This is a genomic window from Neisseria sp. P0020.S005 (assembly GCF_051957055.1).
GTDB lineage: Bacteria > Pseudomonadota > Gammaproteobacteria > Burkholderiales > Neisseriaceae > Neisseria > Neisseria subflava_A.
Genome location: NZ_JBQCWV010000002.1, coordinates 201,484 through 218,240, shown reverse-complemented (window position 1 = coordinate 218,240; position 16,757 = coordinate 201,484). Strand labels below are relative to the sequence as shown.

At 49.2% G+C, this 16,757-nt stretch carries 20 protein-coding genes and 1 pseudogene; 19 read left to right on the top strand and 2 right to left on the bottom strand.

All coding sequences use genetic code 11. The features are described from left to right. Window positions 1–162 precede the first annotated feature (162 nt). The 18 genes and pseudogenes from ACTHTU_RS03075 to cysS all read left to right on the top strand — a co-directional run bounded on the left by ACTHTU_RS03075 (window position 163) and on the right by cysS (window position 14,601). Complete coding sequence (locus tag ACTHTU_RS03075; RefSeq protein ID WP_440361727.1) at window positions 163–1,821, top strand: ArnT family glycosyltransferase; 1,659 nt, start codon at window positions 163–165, stop codon at window positions 1,819–1,821. 138 nt (window positions 1,822–1,959) lie between these two features. Beyond that, a complete protein-coding gene (locus ACTHTU_RS03070) occupies window positions 1,960–2,847 on the top strand; it encodes a hypothetical protein (protein ID WP_440361726.1) in 888 nt (295 codons plus the stop codon). Window positions 2,848–2,960: 113 nt separating this feature from the next. Continuing rightward, a complete protein-coding gene (locus tag ACTHTU_RS03065) occupies window positions 2,961–3,437 on the top strand; it encodes an SMI1/KNR4 family protein (RefSeq protein WP_440361725.1) in 477 nt (158 codons plus the stop codon). Between the two features lie 307 nt (window positions 3,438–3,744). Next, a complete protein-coding gene (locus ACTHTU_RS03060) occupies window positions 3,745–3,981 on the top strand; it encodes a YrhB domain-containing protein (RefSeq protein ID WP_440361724.1) in 237 nt (78 codons plus the stop codon). A 117-nt stretch (window positions 3,982–4,098) separates the two neighbouring features. Next, window positions 4,099–4,305, top strand: a pseudogene (locus tag ACTHTU_RS03055) (hypothetical protein); the annotation flags it as partial. 191 nt (window positions 4,306–4,496) lie between these two features. After that, window positions 4,497–5,297, top strand: coding sequence for an ABC transporter ATP-binding protein (locus ACTHTU_RS03050; protein ID WP_440361723.1), 801 nt, complete (start codon window positions 4,497–4,499; stop codon window positions 5,295–5,297). Window positions 5,298–5,362: 65 nt separating this feature from the next. Then, a complete protein-coding gene (gene mlaE / locus ACTHTU_RS03045; RefSeq protein ID WP_070606268.1) occupies window positions 5,363–6,139 on the top strand; it encodes a lipid asymmetry maintenance ABC transporter permease subunit MlaE in 777 nt (258 codons plus the stop codon). A gap of 49 nt (window positions 6,140–6,188) precedes the next feature. Beyond that, complete coding sequence (gene mlaD, locus ACTHTU_RS03040) at window positions 6,189–6,683, top strand: outer membrane lipid asymmetry maintenance protein MlaD (protein WP_003681819.1); 495 nt, start codon at window positions 6,189–6,191, stop codon at window positions 6,681–6,683. Between the two features lie 32 nt (window positions 6,684–6,715). Further along, window positions 6,716–7,306: an MlaC/ttg2D family ABC transporter substrate-binding protein gene (locus tag ACTHTU_RS03035; protein WP_036492158.1), complete on the top strand. Its 591-nt coding sequence runs from the start codon at window positions 6,716–6,718 to the stop codon at window positions 7,304–7,306. A gap of 62 nt (window positions 7,307–7,368) precedes the next feature. Next, entirely contained in the window at window positions 7,369–7,647 is a 279-nt protein-coding gene (locus ACTHTU_RS03030; protein ID WP_036492161.1) for an STAS domain-containing protein, read from the top strand. Beyond that, window positions 7,644–8,471, top strand: coding sequence for an MlaA family lipoprotein (locus ACTHTU_RS03025; RefSeq protein WP_440361722.1), 828 nt, complete (start codon window positions 7,644–7,646; stop codon window positions 8,469–8,471). The genes ACTHTU_RS03030 and ACTHTU_RS03025 overlap by 4 nt, the downstream gene beginning before the upstream one ends. A 114-nt stretch (window positions 8,472–8,585) precedes the next feature. Further along, window positions 8,586–8,948, top strand: coding sequence for a hypothetical protein (locus ACTHTU_RS03020; protein ID WP_003681812.1), 363 nt, complete (start codon window positions 8,586–8,588; stop codon window positions 8,946–8,948). Further along, window positions 8,948–9,331: an acyl-CoA thioesterase gene (locus ACTHTU_RS03015; RefSeq protein ID WP_070712052.1), complete on the top strand. Its 384-nt coding sequence runs from the start codon at window positions 8,948–8,950 to the stop codon at window positions 9,329–9,331. Before ACTHTU_RS03020 ends, ACTHTU_RS03015 begins: the two co-directional genes overlap by 1 nt. Continuing rightward, window positions 9,328–9,816: a peroxiredoxin family protein gene (locus ACTHTU_RS03010; RefSeq protein WP_004519060.1), complete on the top strand. Its 489-nt coding sequence runs from the start codon at window positions 9,328–9,330 to the stop codon at window positions 9,814–9,816. Before ACTHTU_RS03015 ends, ACTHTU_RS03010 begins: the two co-directional genes overlap by 4 nt. A 143-nt stretch (window positions 9,817–9,959) precedes the next feature. Next, window positions 9,960–11,114: a GTPase ObgE gene (gene obgE, locus ACTHTU_RS03005; protein ID WP_440361721.1), complete on the top strand. Its 1,155-nt coding sequence runs from the start codon at window positions 9,960–9,962 to the stop codon at window positions 11,112–11,114. Between the two features lie 53 nt (window positions 11,115–11,167). Beyond that, a complete protein-coding gene (locus ACTHTU_RS03000) occupies window positions 11,168–12,115 on the top strand; it encodes a DNA cytosine methyltransferase (RefSeq protein WP_440361720.1) in 948 nt (315 codons plus the stop codon). After that, window positions 12,112–13,164, top strand: coding sequence for a HaeII family restriction endonuclease (locus ACTHTU_RS02995; RefSeq protein ID WP_377084709.1), 1,053 nt, complete (start codon window positions 12,112–12,114; stop codon window positions 13,162–13,164). Before ACTHTU_RS03000 ends, ACTHTU_RS02995 begins: the two co-directional genes overlap by 4 nt. A gap of 15 nt (window positions 13,165–13,179) precedes the next feature. After that, on the top strand, window positions 13,180–14,601 hold the full coding sequence (gene cysS / locus ACTHTU_RS02990; protein ID WP_440361719.1) for a cysteine--tRNA ligase: 1,422 nt from the start codon (window positions 13,180–13,182) through the stop codon (window positions 14,599–14,601). 112 nt (window positions 14,602–14,713) lie between these two features. Here the strand turns inward: cysS and ACTHTU_RS02985 are convergent, their stop codons facing one another. Next, window positions 14,714–15,319, bottom strand: a complete 606-nt coding sequence (locus ACTHTU_RS02985; RefSeq protein WP_107857817.1) for a nitroreductase family protein — start codon at window positions 15,317–15,319, stop codon at window positions 14,714–14,716. Between the two features lie 21 nt (window positions 15,320–15,340). Next, on the bottom strand, window positions 15,341–15,736 hold the full coding sequence (locus tag ACTHTU_RS02980; RefSeq protein WP_296186572.1) for a DoxX family protein: 396 nt from the start codon (window positions 15,734–15,736) through the stop codon (window positions 15,341–15,343). Window positions 15,737–15,864: 128 nt separating this feature from the next. Here ACTHTU_RS02980 and ACTHTU_RS02975 point away from each other — a divergent pair, with 128 nt between their 5' ends. Further along, complete coding sequence (locus tag ACTHTU_RS02975; RefSeq protein WP_440361718.1) at window positions 15,865–16,755, top strand: LysR family transcriptional regulator; 891 nt, start codon at window positions 15,865–15,867, stop codon at window positions 16,753–16,755. Window positions 16,756–16,757: the final 2 nt, after the last annotated feature.

Here is a 16,757-nt window from a genome sequence, read left to right as displayed (position 1 = left end):
CGGCCTGAGCTTTTTGTCGTCAACCGAATGCCATATCCTTCCAAACACCCGATAAAAACGAGCCGTAAGCATTCTTTTACAAAGCTCTCCGGTCCGGCATATCGCGCAAACCCGTCAAACCCTGTACCATTGCTATTCAAACCAACCGTTTTTTGACCTTCCATGCTGACTTACACACCGCCCGATCCGCGCCGCCCCCAAAAAACCCATGAAAAACCATGGCTTCTGCTGCTGATGGCCTTTGCCTGGCTGTGGCCGGGCGTGTTCTCGCATGACTTGTGGAATCCTGCCGAACCCTCCCTCTTTACTGCCTCCGAATCCATGAAAAACGGCGGCAGCCTGCTGGTTGCGCAAATCTTCGGCCAACCCGATTTCACCATCTCCCCTGCTTTTTTGTGGGCGGCAACCGCATTCCAAACCCTGTTTTCGCCTTGGGCGGCCGATGCCTATGATGCCGCACGTTTTGCCGGCGTGGTATTTACCGCCATCGGACTGACCGCCTGCGGTTTTGCCGGGTTCAACTTTCTCGGCAGACACCATGGCCGCAGCGTTGTCTTAATCCTTATCGGCAGCATTGGTTTGCTGCCCATCGCCCACTTCCTCAATCCCATGTCGGCAGCTTTTGCCGCGTTTGGATTGATTCTGTGCGGCTTTTCACTGGCACGTCGCCGCGTCATTATTGCCATTTTGCTGTTGTGCAGCGGCTGGGTTTTACTCTCCCTCTCATCAGGCTATCTGCTGACCGCAACAATGATGTTTTTGGCACTTGCCCTATCGTTCCATTCCACTTGGCAAAGCAAACGTTATCTGCTGACTCTGATTGGCGCCATCGTCGTTTCCCTGCCCCTGCTGATTCTGTACCCTCTGGTTTTATCCAGAACTCATCCCGAATGGTTTGATATTTGGTTCAACCATTATTCCTTAGGCGTATTCGGCGGCTTAAATCAAATTCAGACGGCCTTCAACCTGCCCTATTATCTGAAAAACCTGCTGTGGTTTGTCTTACCTGCTTGGCCGCTGGCGGTATGGACACTCAGCCGCACACGTATCCACGATAAAAACTGGGGTATTCTGAGCCTGTCGTGGCTGGTTATCATGACAGCCCTACTTGCCATCAACCCGCAACGCCTGCAAGACAACCTCGTTTGGCTGTTGCCGCCGCTCGCCCTGCTCGGCGCGGCACAACTGGACGGCCTGCGTCGCGGTGCAGTGGCATTTATCAACTGGTTCGGCATCATGGCATTCGGTTTGATTGCCGTGTTCCTGTGGCTGGGCTTCTTCGCCATGAACTACGGCTGGCCTGCCAAACTAGCCGAGCGCGCTGCCTATTTCAGCCCGTATTACATCCCCGACATCGACCCGATTCCGATGGCAGTCGCCCTGCTGTTTACCCCGTTGTGGCTCTGGGCGATTACGCGTAAAAACATCCGCGGCCGCCAAGCCGTAACCAACTGGGCGGCCGGCGTTACCTTGGCTTGGGCTTTGCTGATGACCCTGTTTTTACCGTGGCTCAACGCCGCCAAAAGCCATGCGCCGGTTGTACACCAAATGGAAGCCGCGCTTTCTGCCGAATTGAAACAGAAACTTTCAGACGGCCTCGAATGTATCAGCATCGACAGCCAAGACCAGCGCACACGCATTGCGTGGACACAATACAGCCATATTAAAACCACGACCGACAACGCCTCCTGCCGCTACCGCCTCATCCGCCAAGCTGCCAACATCGGCGCACCTTCGGGCTGGCAAACCTTGTGGCAAGGCGCAAGACCGCGCAACAAAGCCGAAACTTTCTTGTTGCTGGAAAAAACTGCGGCGCAGTAAGCCATACCAGCCTCAAAACTGAATATTCCCACCCCAACAAAGGCCGTCTGAAAGAACTTTTATCCTTTCAGACGGCCTTTGACTCACTTTAACACCGCTTCCCGTACAATGGCCCTTTTCCCTTATCTGCCTAAAAATATGAAACCCAACCGCCTTTTGCCCCTCTTCCTCTTATTGACCGCCCTCTCCGCCCATGCCAAAGATTTCATCATCTACGACCTCATGGACTACGTCGGCAAACCCGACCTTACTGCCGACAAACTCTCCAAAGTGTTTTTGGTTTACGAAAGCGAGCTGGTCAAACCCGATCCGACGGGCAAACGCAAACACGGTGTACTCAACGAAGCGCGTATCCGCGAATTGGCCAAACAATCGCGCCGCGAAGGCTACCGCACCATTTCTACCGACATCGAAAGCTGGTTTGCCGAAAAAGACGGTCAACTGCTAACCCCTGACGAATTGAGAACCGACTTCGTGCGGATGTACCAAATCTTTAGAGAAGAAAACCCGCGCGCCTTCATCAGCAACTACGGCATGCCTTCCGAACACCTGCACGGCATCCGCCACTACCGCCCCAACGTTGACAACGAAGCCATCTTGGACAAATGGCGGCAAGTTAGCAAACGCCGTGCGCCCACCGCCGCCATCAGCGACTATGCTAACCCTGTGTTCTACATCACTTCCCCCGATTTGGTGCAATGGGAAAAAGACGTGAAAACCGCTGTTGACGACATCCATCAACGCTTTCCCAACAAAAAAATCATCGGCTACATCTGGCCGCAATATTATTCGGCCACCAACAGTCCTTATTTCAAACAATTCATCGATCCCGTCCGTTGGCGCAAAATGCTCGAAATCAGCAAAAAATACACCGACGGCGTGATTATCTGGTCGGACAAGCGTGATGAAAACAACCAAATCGTGCGCTGGAACGATCCGCGCATCCAAGCCACGATGAAGGCGACCCAAGCCTTCATAAATGCCAATGCCAAAGAAATCAAGGTAGAAGGTTTGCAGAAATATTAAAAACAAGGCGGGCATATTTGCCCGCCTCTTTATAATATGCAGTTAATTCCTAATAGTATTCATAAAGCTGTTAGGCATACTGGTCAAAAATCGTTAAAGAAAGGTCAGTAAAAATGAGAAAACTATCAATATTATCAGATGAGGGATTGGTTCCAATAAGAACAATTCAACAATTTGCTGAAGATGTAGGGGTCGTTTTTCCTGTTTCATATGTATCACTTCTTGGCAAACATGATCATTTATACCCTAAAGAAAATATTCTCAATTTTATCAATCAATACGGTGAAAATGATGAAAGGGACATTTCATTTTTAGGGTATAAGCAAAATTTAGGCTATGAGGATATTTATAGCTATTCATGTATCGATGATGAATATGGATATGCAAAAAAAGTGATTGCTTTTGGGATTTCAGCTAATGGAGATTATATCTGTTTTGATTACAGAAAATGCAATGAAAATCCATGTATCATTCTGATGTATCATGATGATTTTTATGAAGATGAGAATGGAGATACGAAAATGGTAACTAACCATATTGCAGATAGTTTTGATGCCTTTTTGGATATGCTATATGAACTTTCAGATTAAGTGTGTAGGTTGAGTTGAAAACCTAACTAAATTAAAAAAAATCGTCTGAAATCAGCAAGCCGTAGCCCATATGAAACCTAAACTCAATAAGTAGCATGTGTGCGGAACGCACGCATGCGGTTTTCAAGGTTTGAGCTAAGAGGCCGTCTGAAAACAGAAAAACCGTTTCAGACGGCCTTTGTTTAACGCCATCGATCCAGCAGGCCATAAAGCACAATTATCCAAAAAGGTATATTGATAGGCAAATACAAAAAGGAGGAGAAGTCAATTTTACTATCTTCAAACATTTTTAATTTGGAGTATTTCCATGGTAATTACTTATCAAGAAGCAAAGAAAATCGCAGTATCTTTTTTAAGTCAAATAGAGCAAGAAATGGGAATTTCATTGTTAATAGTCGAATCTCATGTACGAGAAAATGATGGTGGGTGGGTTTTCCCATATCAGTCAAAAGAATATTTAGAAACAATGGATATAAACAAATCTATTATTGGAAATTGGCCTATATTTGTTTCTAAAAATGGAGGAGTTCCTTCTATTCGTTGATTTAAGCCCATTAGCTAAGTCCGTATCCCACTAAATTTGAAACTATATGGATGAAAACAGACTCATAACGGGGGAAATGTATGGACCAACAGGACGCTTTAGGCACAGAGCAAAATAATGAGATTAAAGAAATATCCTTATAACTCTATAAGAGAGAGAAAAGGAAATTTATCGATGTTTTATTCTTTCTTTTCACAAAGAATTCAATATAGATATTGGATTAGCTGTTTCCTGTCTAAGCTCCCCCCAAAAAAAGTATTGATTTTTGATGATAAAAATATTTTTATTGGATTTGATTCAGTTGTTTTTTGTATTTCTATACAAATATACCTACACAGCTGTCTGTATGTTTAACACAACACGCAACAAAACGACCGTACCACCAACGCTTCTGCATTCTTTCACACGTTTTTACCCGTTATTCCTACGCTCAGGCCGTCTGAAAATTGCCCGAATATCCAATACCCTTTACAATACCCGTAATTAAAATACATTTTTTGACACCCCTCTCCTGCATGAGTTCCACACCCTTCATCGAAATGAAAGACGTTGCCTTCGCATATGGCGACCGTCCTATTCTGAACAACATCAACTTCAGCATTCCACAAGGCAATTTCGCCGCCGTAATGGGTGGTTCGGGCAGCGGGAAAACCACGCTGATGCGCCTGATTACGGGGCAAATTCACCCGCAATCGGGAAAAGTGCTGATTGAAGGGCGCGATTTGGCCGCATTTTCGGCGCAAGAGCTGTACGAACACCGCCGCCGCATGGGTGTTTTGTTCCAACACGGCGCATTGTTCACCGACTTATCCGTCTTCGACAACATCGCCTTCCCCATGCGCGAGCTGACGGATTTGCCCGAGGCGGTCATTCGCGATTTAGTATTGCTGAAACTGAATGCAGTCGGTTTGCGGGGTGTTGAAAACCTGATGCCTTCCGAGCTTTCCGGCGGTATGTCGCGCCGCGTCGCCCTCGCGCGTACGATTGCGCTCGACCCTGAAATCATGTTGTACGACGAGCCTTTCACCGGCCTCGACCCGATTTCGCTGGGCGTCATCGCCCACCTCATCAGCCGTGCCAACAAAGCCCTGCGCTCAACCAGCGTGATGGTAACGCACGACATCGAAAAATCGCTGGAAATCGTCGATCAAGTGATTTTCTTGGCACACGGCGAAATCATGTTCTCCGGCTCGCCCGAAGAAATGCGCAAACTCGACTCGCCTTGGGTACGCCAGTTTGTCGGCGGTTTGGCAGACGGCCCTGTCGCATACCGCTATCCGGCGCAAACGACTTTAAAACAAGACTTGCTGGGCTGATGTTCAGACGGCCTGAAACTTAAATAAGGCCGTCTGAAAACCATTTAACCAATCAACTGAAACCTATGAATTTTATCCGTTCCGTCGGGGCAAAAACCCTCGGCTTCATCCAATCGCTGGGCAGCATTACGCTGTTTTTCCTGCACATCCTGGCTAAATCAGGTACGGCATTTGCCCGTCCGCGCCTGAGCATCCGCCAGGTTTACTTTGCAGGCGTGTTGTCTGTCCTGATTGTTGCCGTGTCCGGCCTGTTTGTCGGCATGGTATTGGGCTTGCAGGGCTATACGCAGCTGGCAAAATTCAAATCCGCCGATATTTTGGGCTATATGGTTGCCGCTTCCCTGTTGCGCGAATTAGGTCCCGTATTGGCGGCTATTCTGTTTGCCAGCAGCGCGGGCGGTGCCATGACCAGCGAAATCGGTTTAATGAAAACCACCGAGCAGCTTGAAGCAATGAACGTGATGGCGGTCGACCCTGTGGCACGTGTGGTTGCGCCGCGCTTTTGGGCGGGCGTGTTTTCCATGCCTTTACTGGCTTCGATTTTCAACGTTGCCGGTATTTACGGCGCGTATTTGGTCGGCGTCGAATGGCTGGGTTTGGATGGTGGTATTTTCTGGTCGCAAATGCAAAACAACATTACCTTCCATTACGACGTACTCAACGGTTTAATCAAATCCGCCGCTTTCGGCGTAGCCGTTACGCTGATCGCCGTACATCAGGGTTTCCACTGCGTACCGACCTCCGAAGGTATTTTGCGCGCCAGTACACGCACCGTAGTGTCTTCCGCCCTGACCATCCTCGCCGTCGACTTCATGTTGACCGCGTGGATGTTTACCGACTAAAGGCCGTATGAAACGACACTTAAAAAGAATGAAACAAGGACAATAGCACATGAAAAAAAATGCTTTGGAATTTTGGGTAGGACTGTTTGTCTTACTGGGCGCGGCCGCTATCGGCTTTCTTGCCTTCCGCGCCGCCGGCGGACAATCGTTCGGCAAATCCTCTCAAACCTACACCGTCTATGCCGATTTCAGCGACATCGGCGGCTTGAAAACCAACGCTCCGGTCAAATCCGCAGGCGTACTGGTGGGCCGCGTTGCCTCTATTCAGCTCGACCCTAAATCCTATCAGGCAAAAGTCGCCCTCAATCTGGACAGCCAATATCAGTTCAGCAGCGACGTTTCCGCACAAATCCTGACTTCAGGCCTGTTGGGCGAACAATACATCGGCCTGCAACAAGGCGGCGATACTGATTCTTTGGCGGCAGGCGACACCATTACCGTCACCAGCTCCGCCATGGTTTTGGAAAACCTTATCGGCAAATTCATGACCAGCTTTGCCGAGAAAAACGCAGACAGTGAATCTGCAGGTCAAAACGAACAATAAACACATATCAACCCAATATTCAGGACACTCCCATGAAAAAAACATCCTTCATCAGCGCATTGAGCATCGGCGTATTGAGTATCAGCATGGCATTTGCCTCTCCTGCCGACGCAGTCAACCAAGTCCGTGAAAACTCCGTTCAAGTGCTGAAAATCCTCAACAGCGGCGACGCCAACACCGCACGCCAAAAAGCCGAAGCCTATGCCATCCCTTACTTCGACTTCCAACGCATGACCGCTTTGGCCGTCGGCAACCCATGGCGCACTGCGACTGACGCACAAAAACAAGCGTTGACCAAAGAGTTCCAAACCCTGCTGATCCGCACCTACTCCGGCACCATGCTGAAATTCAAAAACGCCAAGGTCAACATCAAAGATAACCCTGTCGTAAACAAAGGCGGTAAAGAAATCGTTGTCCGCGCCGAAATCAACGTTTCCGGCCAAAAACCGGTCAACATGGACTTCACCACCTACCAAAGCGGCAACAAATACCGCGCATACAATGTCGCAGTAGAAGGCGCAAGCTTGGTTACCGTATATCGCAACCAATTCGGCGAAACCATCAAAGCCAAAGGCATTGACGGCCTGATTGCCGACTTGAAAGCCAAAAACGGCGGTAAATAATCCACCCCGCACCATGCCGCCTGATGTTCAGACGGCATGGTGCCTTACATCATAAAGACACCATGCAAACAGAAATCCGCAACGGCACGCTCTACATCAGCGGCGACGTTACCGTCAAAACCCTGACTGCCTCCGCCTTTGCGCGCTACGAACAGCAATGCTGTCTGAAAGAAACAGACAGCATAGACTTCAGCCAAGTAGGCAAAGCAGATTCAGCCTGCGTTTCCCTGCTGCTCAACGCTCTGCGCCGGATAGACAAAAAACCGACCATTCAAAACATTCCTGATTCCGTCCGCGCACTGGCCGAACTTTACGAAATCAAAGACTGGTTGCAATCATGAAAAAAACCACCGCTTCACTCTGCCTCCTCATCAGCATAGCCTCCGCTCCCGCACTTGCCGAACGCAATCCGGCCGATCCTTACGAAGGATACAACCGTACCGTTTCCAAGTTCAACGACAAAGCAGACAAATACGTCCTTTCCCCTGTCGCACGCGGCTATCGCAAAGTAACGCCCAAACCGGTGCGTACCGGCGTGATCAACTTCTTCAACAACCTGCGCGACGTCGTCAGCTTCGGCAGCAACGTTCTGCGCCTTGACGTCAAACGCGCCAGCGAAGACCTCGTCCGCGTCGGCATCAACACCACCTTCGGCCTGGGCGGTTTAATCGACGTAGCCGGTGCAGGCGGCGTACCCAGCAATAAAAATACCCTCGGCGACACCTTCGCCTCATGGGGCTGGAAAAACAGCAACTACTTCGTTGTCCCCCTGTTCGGCCCATCTACCGTACGCGATACCATTGGCAACGCCGTTACCACCGTCTACCCAGTTAAAAACGCCGTCTTCCACACCAGAGCAGGACGCTGGGGCACAATCGGCCTGCAGGCCATCAACACCCGTGAAGAACTGCTCGACCTGACCGACAGCCTCGAAGGCGCAGCCATCGACAAATACAGCTACACACGCGACCTTTACATGAAAGTCCGCAGCCAACAAACCGGCGGCACGCTCCCTCAAAGCGAAGACGACAACATCGACATTGATGACTTAGTGGACAGCAATGCCACTTCCGAGCCGGTAGCAGCACCCCAAACCGCTCCGGCAGAAATTCCCGATACAGCCAATCCCCAAACCCTGTATCAAACACCATCAGAAAACCTCTGATTGTTTCCAAAAATAAAGGCCGTCTGAAATTCAGACGGCCTTTATCCCCCAAAAGATAGCCAGTCCACCACCTTTGCTATATCATTCAACTATACAGAAACCAAGGAAAACACCATGTACGAAGTCAACCGCAGCGTCTTCCTGCTTATCCCCCTCGATCCTTTTTGGAACTGGCTGAAATCCCTGCCCGGCAATCACTTGGATGGCCTGACGCTTGAAGATATCCAAGCCGATGCAAACTCCTACCTCGTTCGCCCGTGCGAAACTGCCGACGAAGTATGGGACGAGATCGAAGCGCGTTTTGAAGACATTTTTGCTGCCGAATTGGCCGACTGGTGCGAAGACGAAAGCGAATGGCCGGATTTGGACGCCGACATTTTCAACGAATGGTTCGATATCCAACTCTCCACCGTGATTACCGACCTCGAACACGAACCCATCGCACGCGAAGAGTTCCAACCCATCAATCTCAACTGATGAAACTGACCGTCCGCAACTACCACCTCGACGGCTACGGCCACGTCAACAATGCGCGCTATCTCGAATTTCTAGAAGAAGCGCGCTGGACGTTTTTCCAAGAGCATGACCTTCTGTCCGAACTCAAAGGCATCATGCTCGTTGTTGCACGTGTCGATATCCGCTACCGCCGCCCGTCGCTTGAAGGCGATGTTTTAACCTTTACAGGCCGTCTGAAAGACATCGGCACACGCCACATCATCCTCAGCCAAACCGCGACCCTGCCCAACGGCAAAGCCGCCATCGAAGCCGAAGTTACCCTTATGCCCGTTAGCAGCGAAAGCGGCCGTAGTATCAGCGTTCCCCCAACCTTAGCACACGCAATTCAAAACCTCACATCATGAAAAAAATACTCACACTCCTTGTCGTTGCCACGATCGGCGCACTTCTTGCCTTCGTCCTTATCCCCAGCAACAAAGCCGCCCCTGATTTCGCCCTGCCCGACCTGCAAGGCAAAACCATTACCAACGCCGATTTAAAAGACAAAGTTACCCTCATTAACTTCTGGTTTCCCTCCTGTCCCGGCTGCGTGAGCGAGATGCCTAAAATCATCAAAACCGCCCAAGACTATCAAGGCAAAAATTTCCAAGTCCTCGGCATTGCCCAGCCCATCGACCCCATTGAAAGCGTCCATCAGTACGTCAAAGAATACGGCCTGCCTTTCACCGTCATGTACGATGCCGACAAAACTGCCGCAAAAGCCTTTGGCACACAGGTTTACCCGACTTCCGTCCTGATCGACAAAAACGGCAACATCCTCAAAACCTACGTTGGCGAACCCAATTTCACCCAACTCTATCAAGAAATCGACCAAGCCCTCGCCCAATAAAACCAAGGCCGTCTGAAACCATATTTCAGACGGCCTAAAACCGAAATATCCTTTATAATAAGCAACATTTTATCCGTTCAGACACCAAGCTCCTCTATTAACAAAGGCCGTCTGAAACAACCGAATACCCATAAGAGAACATCATGAAATTTATCGACGAAGCAAAAATCGAAGTCGCCGCAGGCAAAGGCGGTAATGGCGCAACCAGTTTCCGCCGCGAAAAATTCGTACCGCGCGGCGGCCCCGACGGCGGCGACGGCGGCAAAGGCGGCAGCGTCTGGGCAGAAGCCGACGAAAACACCAACACCCTCGTCGAATACCGCTTCGTCAAACGCTACCAAGCCAAAAACGGCGAAAAAGGCCACGGCTCCGACCGCTACGGCGCAGGTGCGGACGACATCGTCCTCAAAATGCCCGTCGGCACCCTCATCCGCGACCTCGACACCGACGAAATCGTTGCCGACCTCACTTATCACGGCCAGCGCGTCTGCCTCGCCAAAGGCGGCAAAGGCGGCTTGGGCAACATCCACTTTAAATCGTCCGTCAACCGCGCGCCCAAACAATCCACCTCCGGCGAAGAAGGCGAAACCCGCTCCCTGCAACTTGAGCTTAAAGTCCTCGCCGATGTCGGCTTGTTAGGCATGCCCAACGCCGGCAAATCCACCCTGATTACCGCCGTCTCCGCCGCACGTCCCAAAATCGCCAACTACCCCTTCACCACCTTGCATCCAAACTTGGGCGTCGTGCGCATCGACGAAAACCACAGCTTCGTCATGGCCGACATCCCCGGCCTGATTGAAGGCGCAGCAGAAGGCGCAGGCCTTGGCCACCGCTTCCTCAAACACTTATCGCGCACCGGCCTGCTGCTGCACGTCGTCGATTTGGCCCCATTCGACGAAACCGTCAACCCCGCCGAAGAAGCCCTTGCCATCATCAACGAATTGCGCAAATACGACGAAGAACTCTACGACAAACCGCGCTGGCTGGTACTGAACAAACTCGATATGCTCGATGAAGAAGAAGCCCAAGCGCGTAGCGCCGCCTTCCTCGAAGCCATCGGCTGGGATTACCCCAAACCCGATGACCGCTTCCAATTCGACATGGAAACCCCGCGCCTCTTCCAAATCAGCGCACTAACCCACCAAGGTACGCAGGAATTGGTACACCAAATCAACCAATACCTAACCGAGAAAAAACGCATCGAAGCCGAAAAAGCAGAAGCGGAACAGGCAGTGGCAAAAGCCGAAATTGCCGAGCAGCAGCCTAAAACGGATACTGGCGTGTTTAAACCGGAGTGAAAAAACAAGGTCGTCTGAAAATTTTCAGACGACTCATTCTTCAGATATTTGCTATGTACAAAACAATAGATTTATTCTCAGGTATTGGCGGAATACGCCTAGGTTTTGAAAGACACGGTTGCACCAATGTATTCTCATCGGAATGGGACAGATATGCCCGACAAATGTATGAAGTAAACTTTGGAGAAAAACCTTTTGGCGACATTAACGACATTGATCCTTCAGATATTCCCGATCATGATATTCTGCTTGCGGGATTTCCGTGTCAACCTTTCAGTATCGCAGGTAAGGGATTAGGATTTGAAGATACACGCGGAACATTGTTTTTCAATATTGCTGAAATTCTGAAAAACAAACAGCCAAAGGCTTTTCTTCTGGAAAACGTTAAGCGGCTAACTACGCACGATTCAGGTAGAACTTTCCGTATTATTTTAGAAACCCTTAAACAGCTTGGTTATACGGTTTATTTTAAAGTTTTAAATACTTTGGATTTTGGATTACCACAAAAACGCGAAAGAATTTATATTGTGGGTTTTTCAGACAACATCCCTTTTTACTTCCCCGAACCCATAAACAAATATCGATCATTGAGTGAGCTGCTGGAAAATGATCAAGACGTCGAACCAAGCTATTTTTTATCAGATGTCTTGAAACAAAAACGTTTGGCAGCTTTAAAAAAAGCCCCTCCTACTCCATCAATTTGGCATGAAAATATTGGTGGAAATGTTTCTGCACTTCCATATTCCTGTGCCTTAAGAGCTGGGGGAAGTTACAATTATTTAGTGGTAAACGGAGTAAGAAGATTAACAGGAAGAGAAATGTTAAGATTACAAGGTTTTCCTGATGATTTTAAAATCAATATTCCCTACTCACAAGTCAGAAAAGTAGCCGGAAATTCCGTATCTGTCCCTGTAATAGAAGCTATCGCAGAAAATATGCTCGCTTCTCTTTCTGGCAAGGTTGAACAAAAAGGACAATTGAATTTATTGGAGGCAATATGACACTCGAAGAAAAACAAGCCAAAGAAGCATTGGACAGTATTATCAAAAAATCCCGTGTCCACCTTTATAAACCCATTCAAATTGCAGAAATTTTATATCATGATCGCTGCATCAAACAGTTGGATTTTCTAAATTTAGATACTTACCGCAATCAATCAAAACGTTGGAGAGATGAAATTTGTCGTCAATTTTTAGGACGAATTTCTACTTCATCGGCAAAATTTCAAGATAATTTGTTTGAAAAAAATGCAATGCCACCTGAAAAACTAGCGGTTTTGGGAATCTTAAATCGACAGTTGGATGGTGGTGTGGAATCATATATTTATAAACAGTTTTTTAACCGCTTTTCTCAAATGAGTGAGGCATTGGCTTATGTTGGCAATACAGACAGATACTCCTTCCAATTGTCTGAATTTCTAAATTTATTTTGGCTTGAGCCAGGATTGAAAAGAAGTATAGACAAGATATATGAAATCGTTGTTTATGCATTATTTGATGCATTGGTTTCAGAATTAGGTATAACGGTTTCAATAGATTTTCCTAAGGAAAACCTGTTTTTATGGGAGGAATATCAAGATTTTGCCGAAAAAATCATCCCTATGCCCAAAAATGGGCATTTAAAACTTCCTGCAAAAATCCACCGTGTAGGCGTAACCAATGCTGCCGATAGAGGGTTAGATATGTGGTCTAACTTCGGATTGGCTATACAAGTCAAGCATCTCTCTTTAGACGAAGAGTTGGCTGAAGATATTGTATCCTCCATCAGCGCAGACAAAATTGTCATTGTCTGCAAAAAAGCAGAACAATCAGTCATTGTTTCATTACTGACACAGATAGGCTGGAAAAGCCGAATTCAAAACATCGTAACCGAGGATGATTTGATACGTTGGTACGAAAAAGCATTGAGAGGTCAATATCCAATTGCAGAAGCGTTGTTGGAAAATATTAAAACTGAAATTATGCGTGAATTTCCTGCCGTTAATGAAGCCAATGAATTTTTAGATTTCGTCAAAAATCGCGGATATGACATTACTGTTACTAATTTCTAAACTTACTTAATTAATATGACCACCATCTACAACACCCTGACCCGCCAAAAAGAACCCTTCACCCCCATCGATCCGAAAAACGTGCGTATGTACGTTTGCGGTATGACTGTTTACGACTACTGCCACTTAGGCCATGCCCGCGTGATGGTTGTGTTCGACATGATTGCCCGCTGGCTGCGCGAGTGCGGTTATCCGCTCACTTATGTGCGCAACATCACCGACATCGACGACAAAATCATCGCCCGGGCGGCTGAAAACGGCGAAACCATCGGCGAACTGACCGCGCGTTTCATTCAGGCTATGCACGAAGATGCCGATGCTTTGGGCGTGTTGCGTCCGGATATTGAGCCGAAGGCGACGGAAAACATTCCGCAAATGATTGCCATGATTGAAACCCTGATTCAAAACGGCAAGGCATACCCTGCCGCAAACGGCGACGTTTACTACGCCGTGCGCGAGTTTTCCGCTTACGGGCAATTATCGGGCAAATCGTTGGACGATCTGCGCGCAGGCGAGCGCGTGGAAGTGGACGGTTTCAAACGCGATCCGCTTGATTTTGTGTTGTGGAAAGCGGCCAAAGCAGGCGAGCCGGCATGGGAAAGCCCGTGGGGCAACGGACGTCCGGGTTGGCATATCGAATGCTCCGCCATGAGTGAAAACCTGTTCGGCGATACTTTCGACATTCACGGCGGCGGTGCGGATTTGCAGTTCCCGCACCATGAAAACGAAATCGCCCAAAGCGTCGGCGCGACGGGGCATACCTGCGGCCATGACCACGCGCAAACCCACCACGGGCAAAGCATTGCCAGCCACGTCAAATACTGGCTGCACAACGGCTTCATCCGCGTGGACGGCGAAAAAATGTCCAAATCGCTGGGCAACTTTTTCACCATCCGCGAAGTGTTGAAACAATACGACCCCGAAGTCGTGCGCTTCTTCATCCTGCGCGCCCACTACCGCAGCCCGCTGAACTACTCCGACGCGCATCTGGACGACGCAAAAGGCGCACTGACACGCCTGTACACCACCTTGAAAAACACTCCTGCGGCTGAGTTTGATTTGTCCGAAAACGCCAACGATTACACCCGCCGCTTCTACGCCGCCATGAACGACGATTTCGGTACGGTCGAAGCCGTTGCCGTGTTGTTTGAACTGGCAGGCGAAGTGAACAAAACCAACGATGCGCACCTCGCTGGCTGCCTGAAAGCCTTGGGCGGTATCATCGGCCTGCTGCAACGCGACCCGACCGAGTTTCTGCAAGGCGGCGCGGTTTCAGACGGCCTGTCCAACGAGGAAATCGACGATTTGATCGCCCGCCGCAAACAGGCACGTGCGGATAAAAACTGGGCGGAATCCGACCGTATCCGCGACCTTCTGAACGAACACAAAATCATTCTGGAAGACAACGCCGGCGGTACGACTTGGCGCCGCGGTTGATTTTATGGCATAGATAAAAGGCCGTCTGAAACTGTTTTCAGACGGCCTTTTTAATTTTGTTATTTCAAAAAGGGCGCAAACATCGCGCCCTTTGTTTAACACATCATTTCACTTATGCGCCAAATACTTTCAGACGGCCTTCGATTGGTTGGAAGGCTTTTTCACCGGCTGAAGCCGCGATACCGCCAATCACCATTTGCGCACGCAACAACCAGCTTTCCGGCAAGTTCCATTCTTTGGCAATGGCCGCATCAGGCAGTGGATTGTAGTGTTGTAGATTGGCGCCAATACCGGCAGCCGCCAATGTTGTCCACACAGCATATTGAACCATGGCATTTGCCTGATCCGCCCAGATCGGGAAGTTGGCCGCATAAGATGGGAACTGCTCTTGCAAGCCTTTGACAACATCTTGATCTTCAAAGAACAAAACTGTCGCCGCGCCTGCTTTAAACAAGTTCAGTTTTTGTGCAGTGGCTTCAAACTGCTCGGCAGGAACAATTGCACGCAAAGCCTCTTCGACAAAATGCCACACTTTGGCATGTTCTTCGCCGAACAATACGACCACTCGGGCAGATTGCGAATTAAAAGAAGACGGCGTATGCAAAACGGCGTGTTCGATGATTTTGGTTACTTCCTCATTGGACAGAGGCAGGGTGTTGTTCAATGCATAGATAGAACGACGGGTTTCAGCAGCTTGTTGCAAAACAGAATAAGTCATGATCTTTTCCTTAAACTTAAATTAATCTTTATCTTTACCAAAAACGTTATCCAAAGCCCACGCTCCGCCACCGGCTACTGCCAGGTACAAAAACACGAAACAGAACAAAACGGCAGATTCACCCTGATTGGCCAATGGGAACAAAACATTACCAGAAGACGCGTGTGCCATAAAGTAGGCGGCTGCCATCTGACCGGACAAAACAAACGCGGCCGGACGGGTGAACAGACCTAATATCAATAAGATACCGCCGACAATTTCCAAAATACCGGCCACCAGCATCAAACCTTCAGGCGCGCCGCCCATGGACATCGGAAAACTGAAAAACTTGGCCGTACCATGCAGCAAAAACAGATACGCCGTAACAATACGCAAGACGGATAATACAACCGGTTGGACTGATTTGAGAGCTGACATCTTAATATTCCTTATTTTAATGGCTACCTGAAAGAGGTAGGGCGCAATTTCAATAAGTACAGTATAGATAATTCCCAGTAAGAGATATATACTCGAATTATTGATACAACGTTTCCTAATAAGAAATCATGGATACCCTATTTAGCCTAAAAGTTTTCCGCCAAGTGGTTCAAAGCGGCAGTTTTACCCGTGCTGCCGATCAGCTCAACATCTCCACCGCCATGGCCAGCAAACACGTCAGCCATCTGGAAAACACCATTCAAGCCAAGCTCTTACACCGCAACAGCCGCAACCTCCACCTGACCGAAGCAGGCGAAGAATACTACCGCCAATGCAGCTACGCGCTGGATACCTTGGACACCGCCGCCCAAAAAGCGACAGGCGGCGCCGACACGCCGCAAGGTATGTTGCGCGTTACCATGCCCCTGTGGTTTACAGGTGGTAATATGAGCGCATGGTTGGCAGAATACCGCCAGCGTTATCCCAAAGTCACGCTCGACCTCGTCCTCGACAACTGCCATATCGACCTCATCGCCGAAGGCTTCGACCTCGCCTTGCGCGTTTCCAAAACCCCCTCCCCTTCGCTGATCGTCAAACCACTGGCCAAAATCGAGTTCGTCCTGCTTGCCGCCCCCGACTATCTTGCCCGACACGGCACACCCGATACACCCGAAGCCGTCATGCAGCACCAAGCTATTCTGCCTTCCTATACCAGTCAACAAGACTGGGAAATTACCCACCGCACCACAGGAGAAAAAGCCATCCTCCACCTCTCCCCCGTTATCCGCAGCGACAACACGCTGATGATCCGCGAGCTGATTAAATCAGGTGCGGGCATAGGCTATCAGCCCCTTTGGGCAGTTCAGCAGGAATTGAAGGACGGCACATTGGTCCAACTCCTGCCCGATTACACCATCTGGACAGACCAACTGAACGCCACCTATGTCGACAGAGCCTTTCTCAGCGCGAAAGTGCGCAGCTTTATCGACTTTCTCAATGAAAAAATATCGGAAGGATAAAC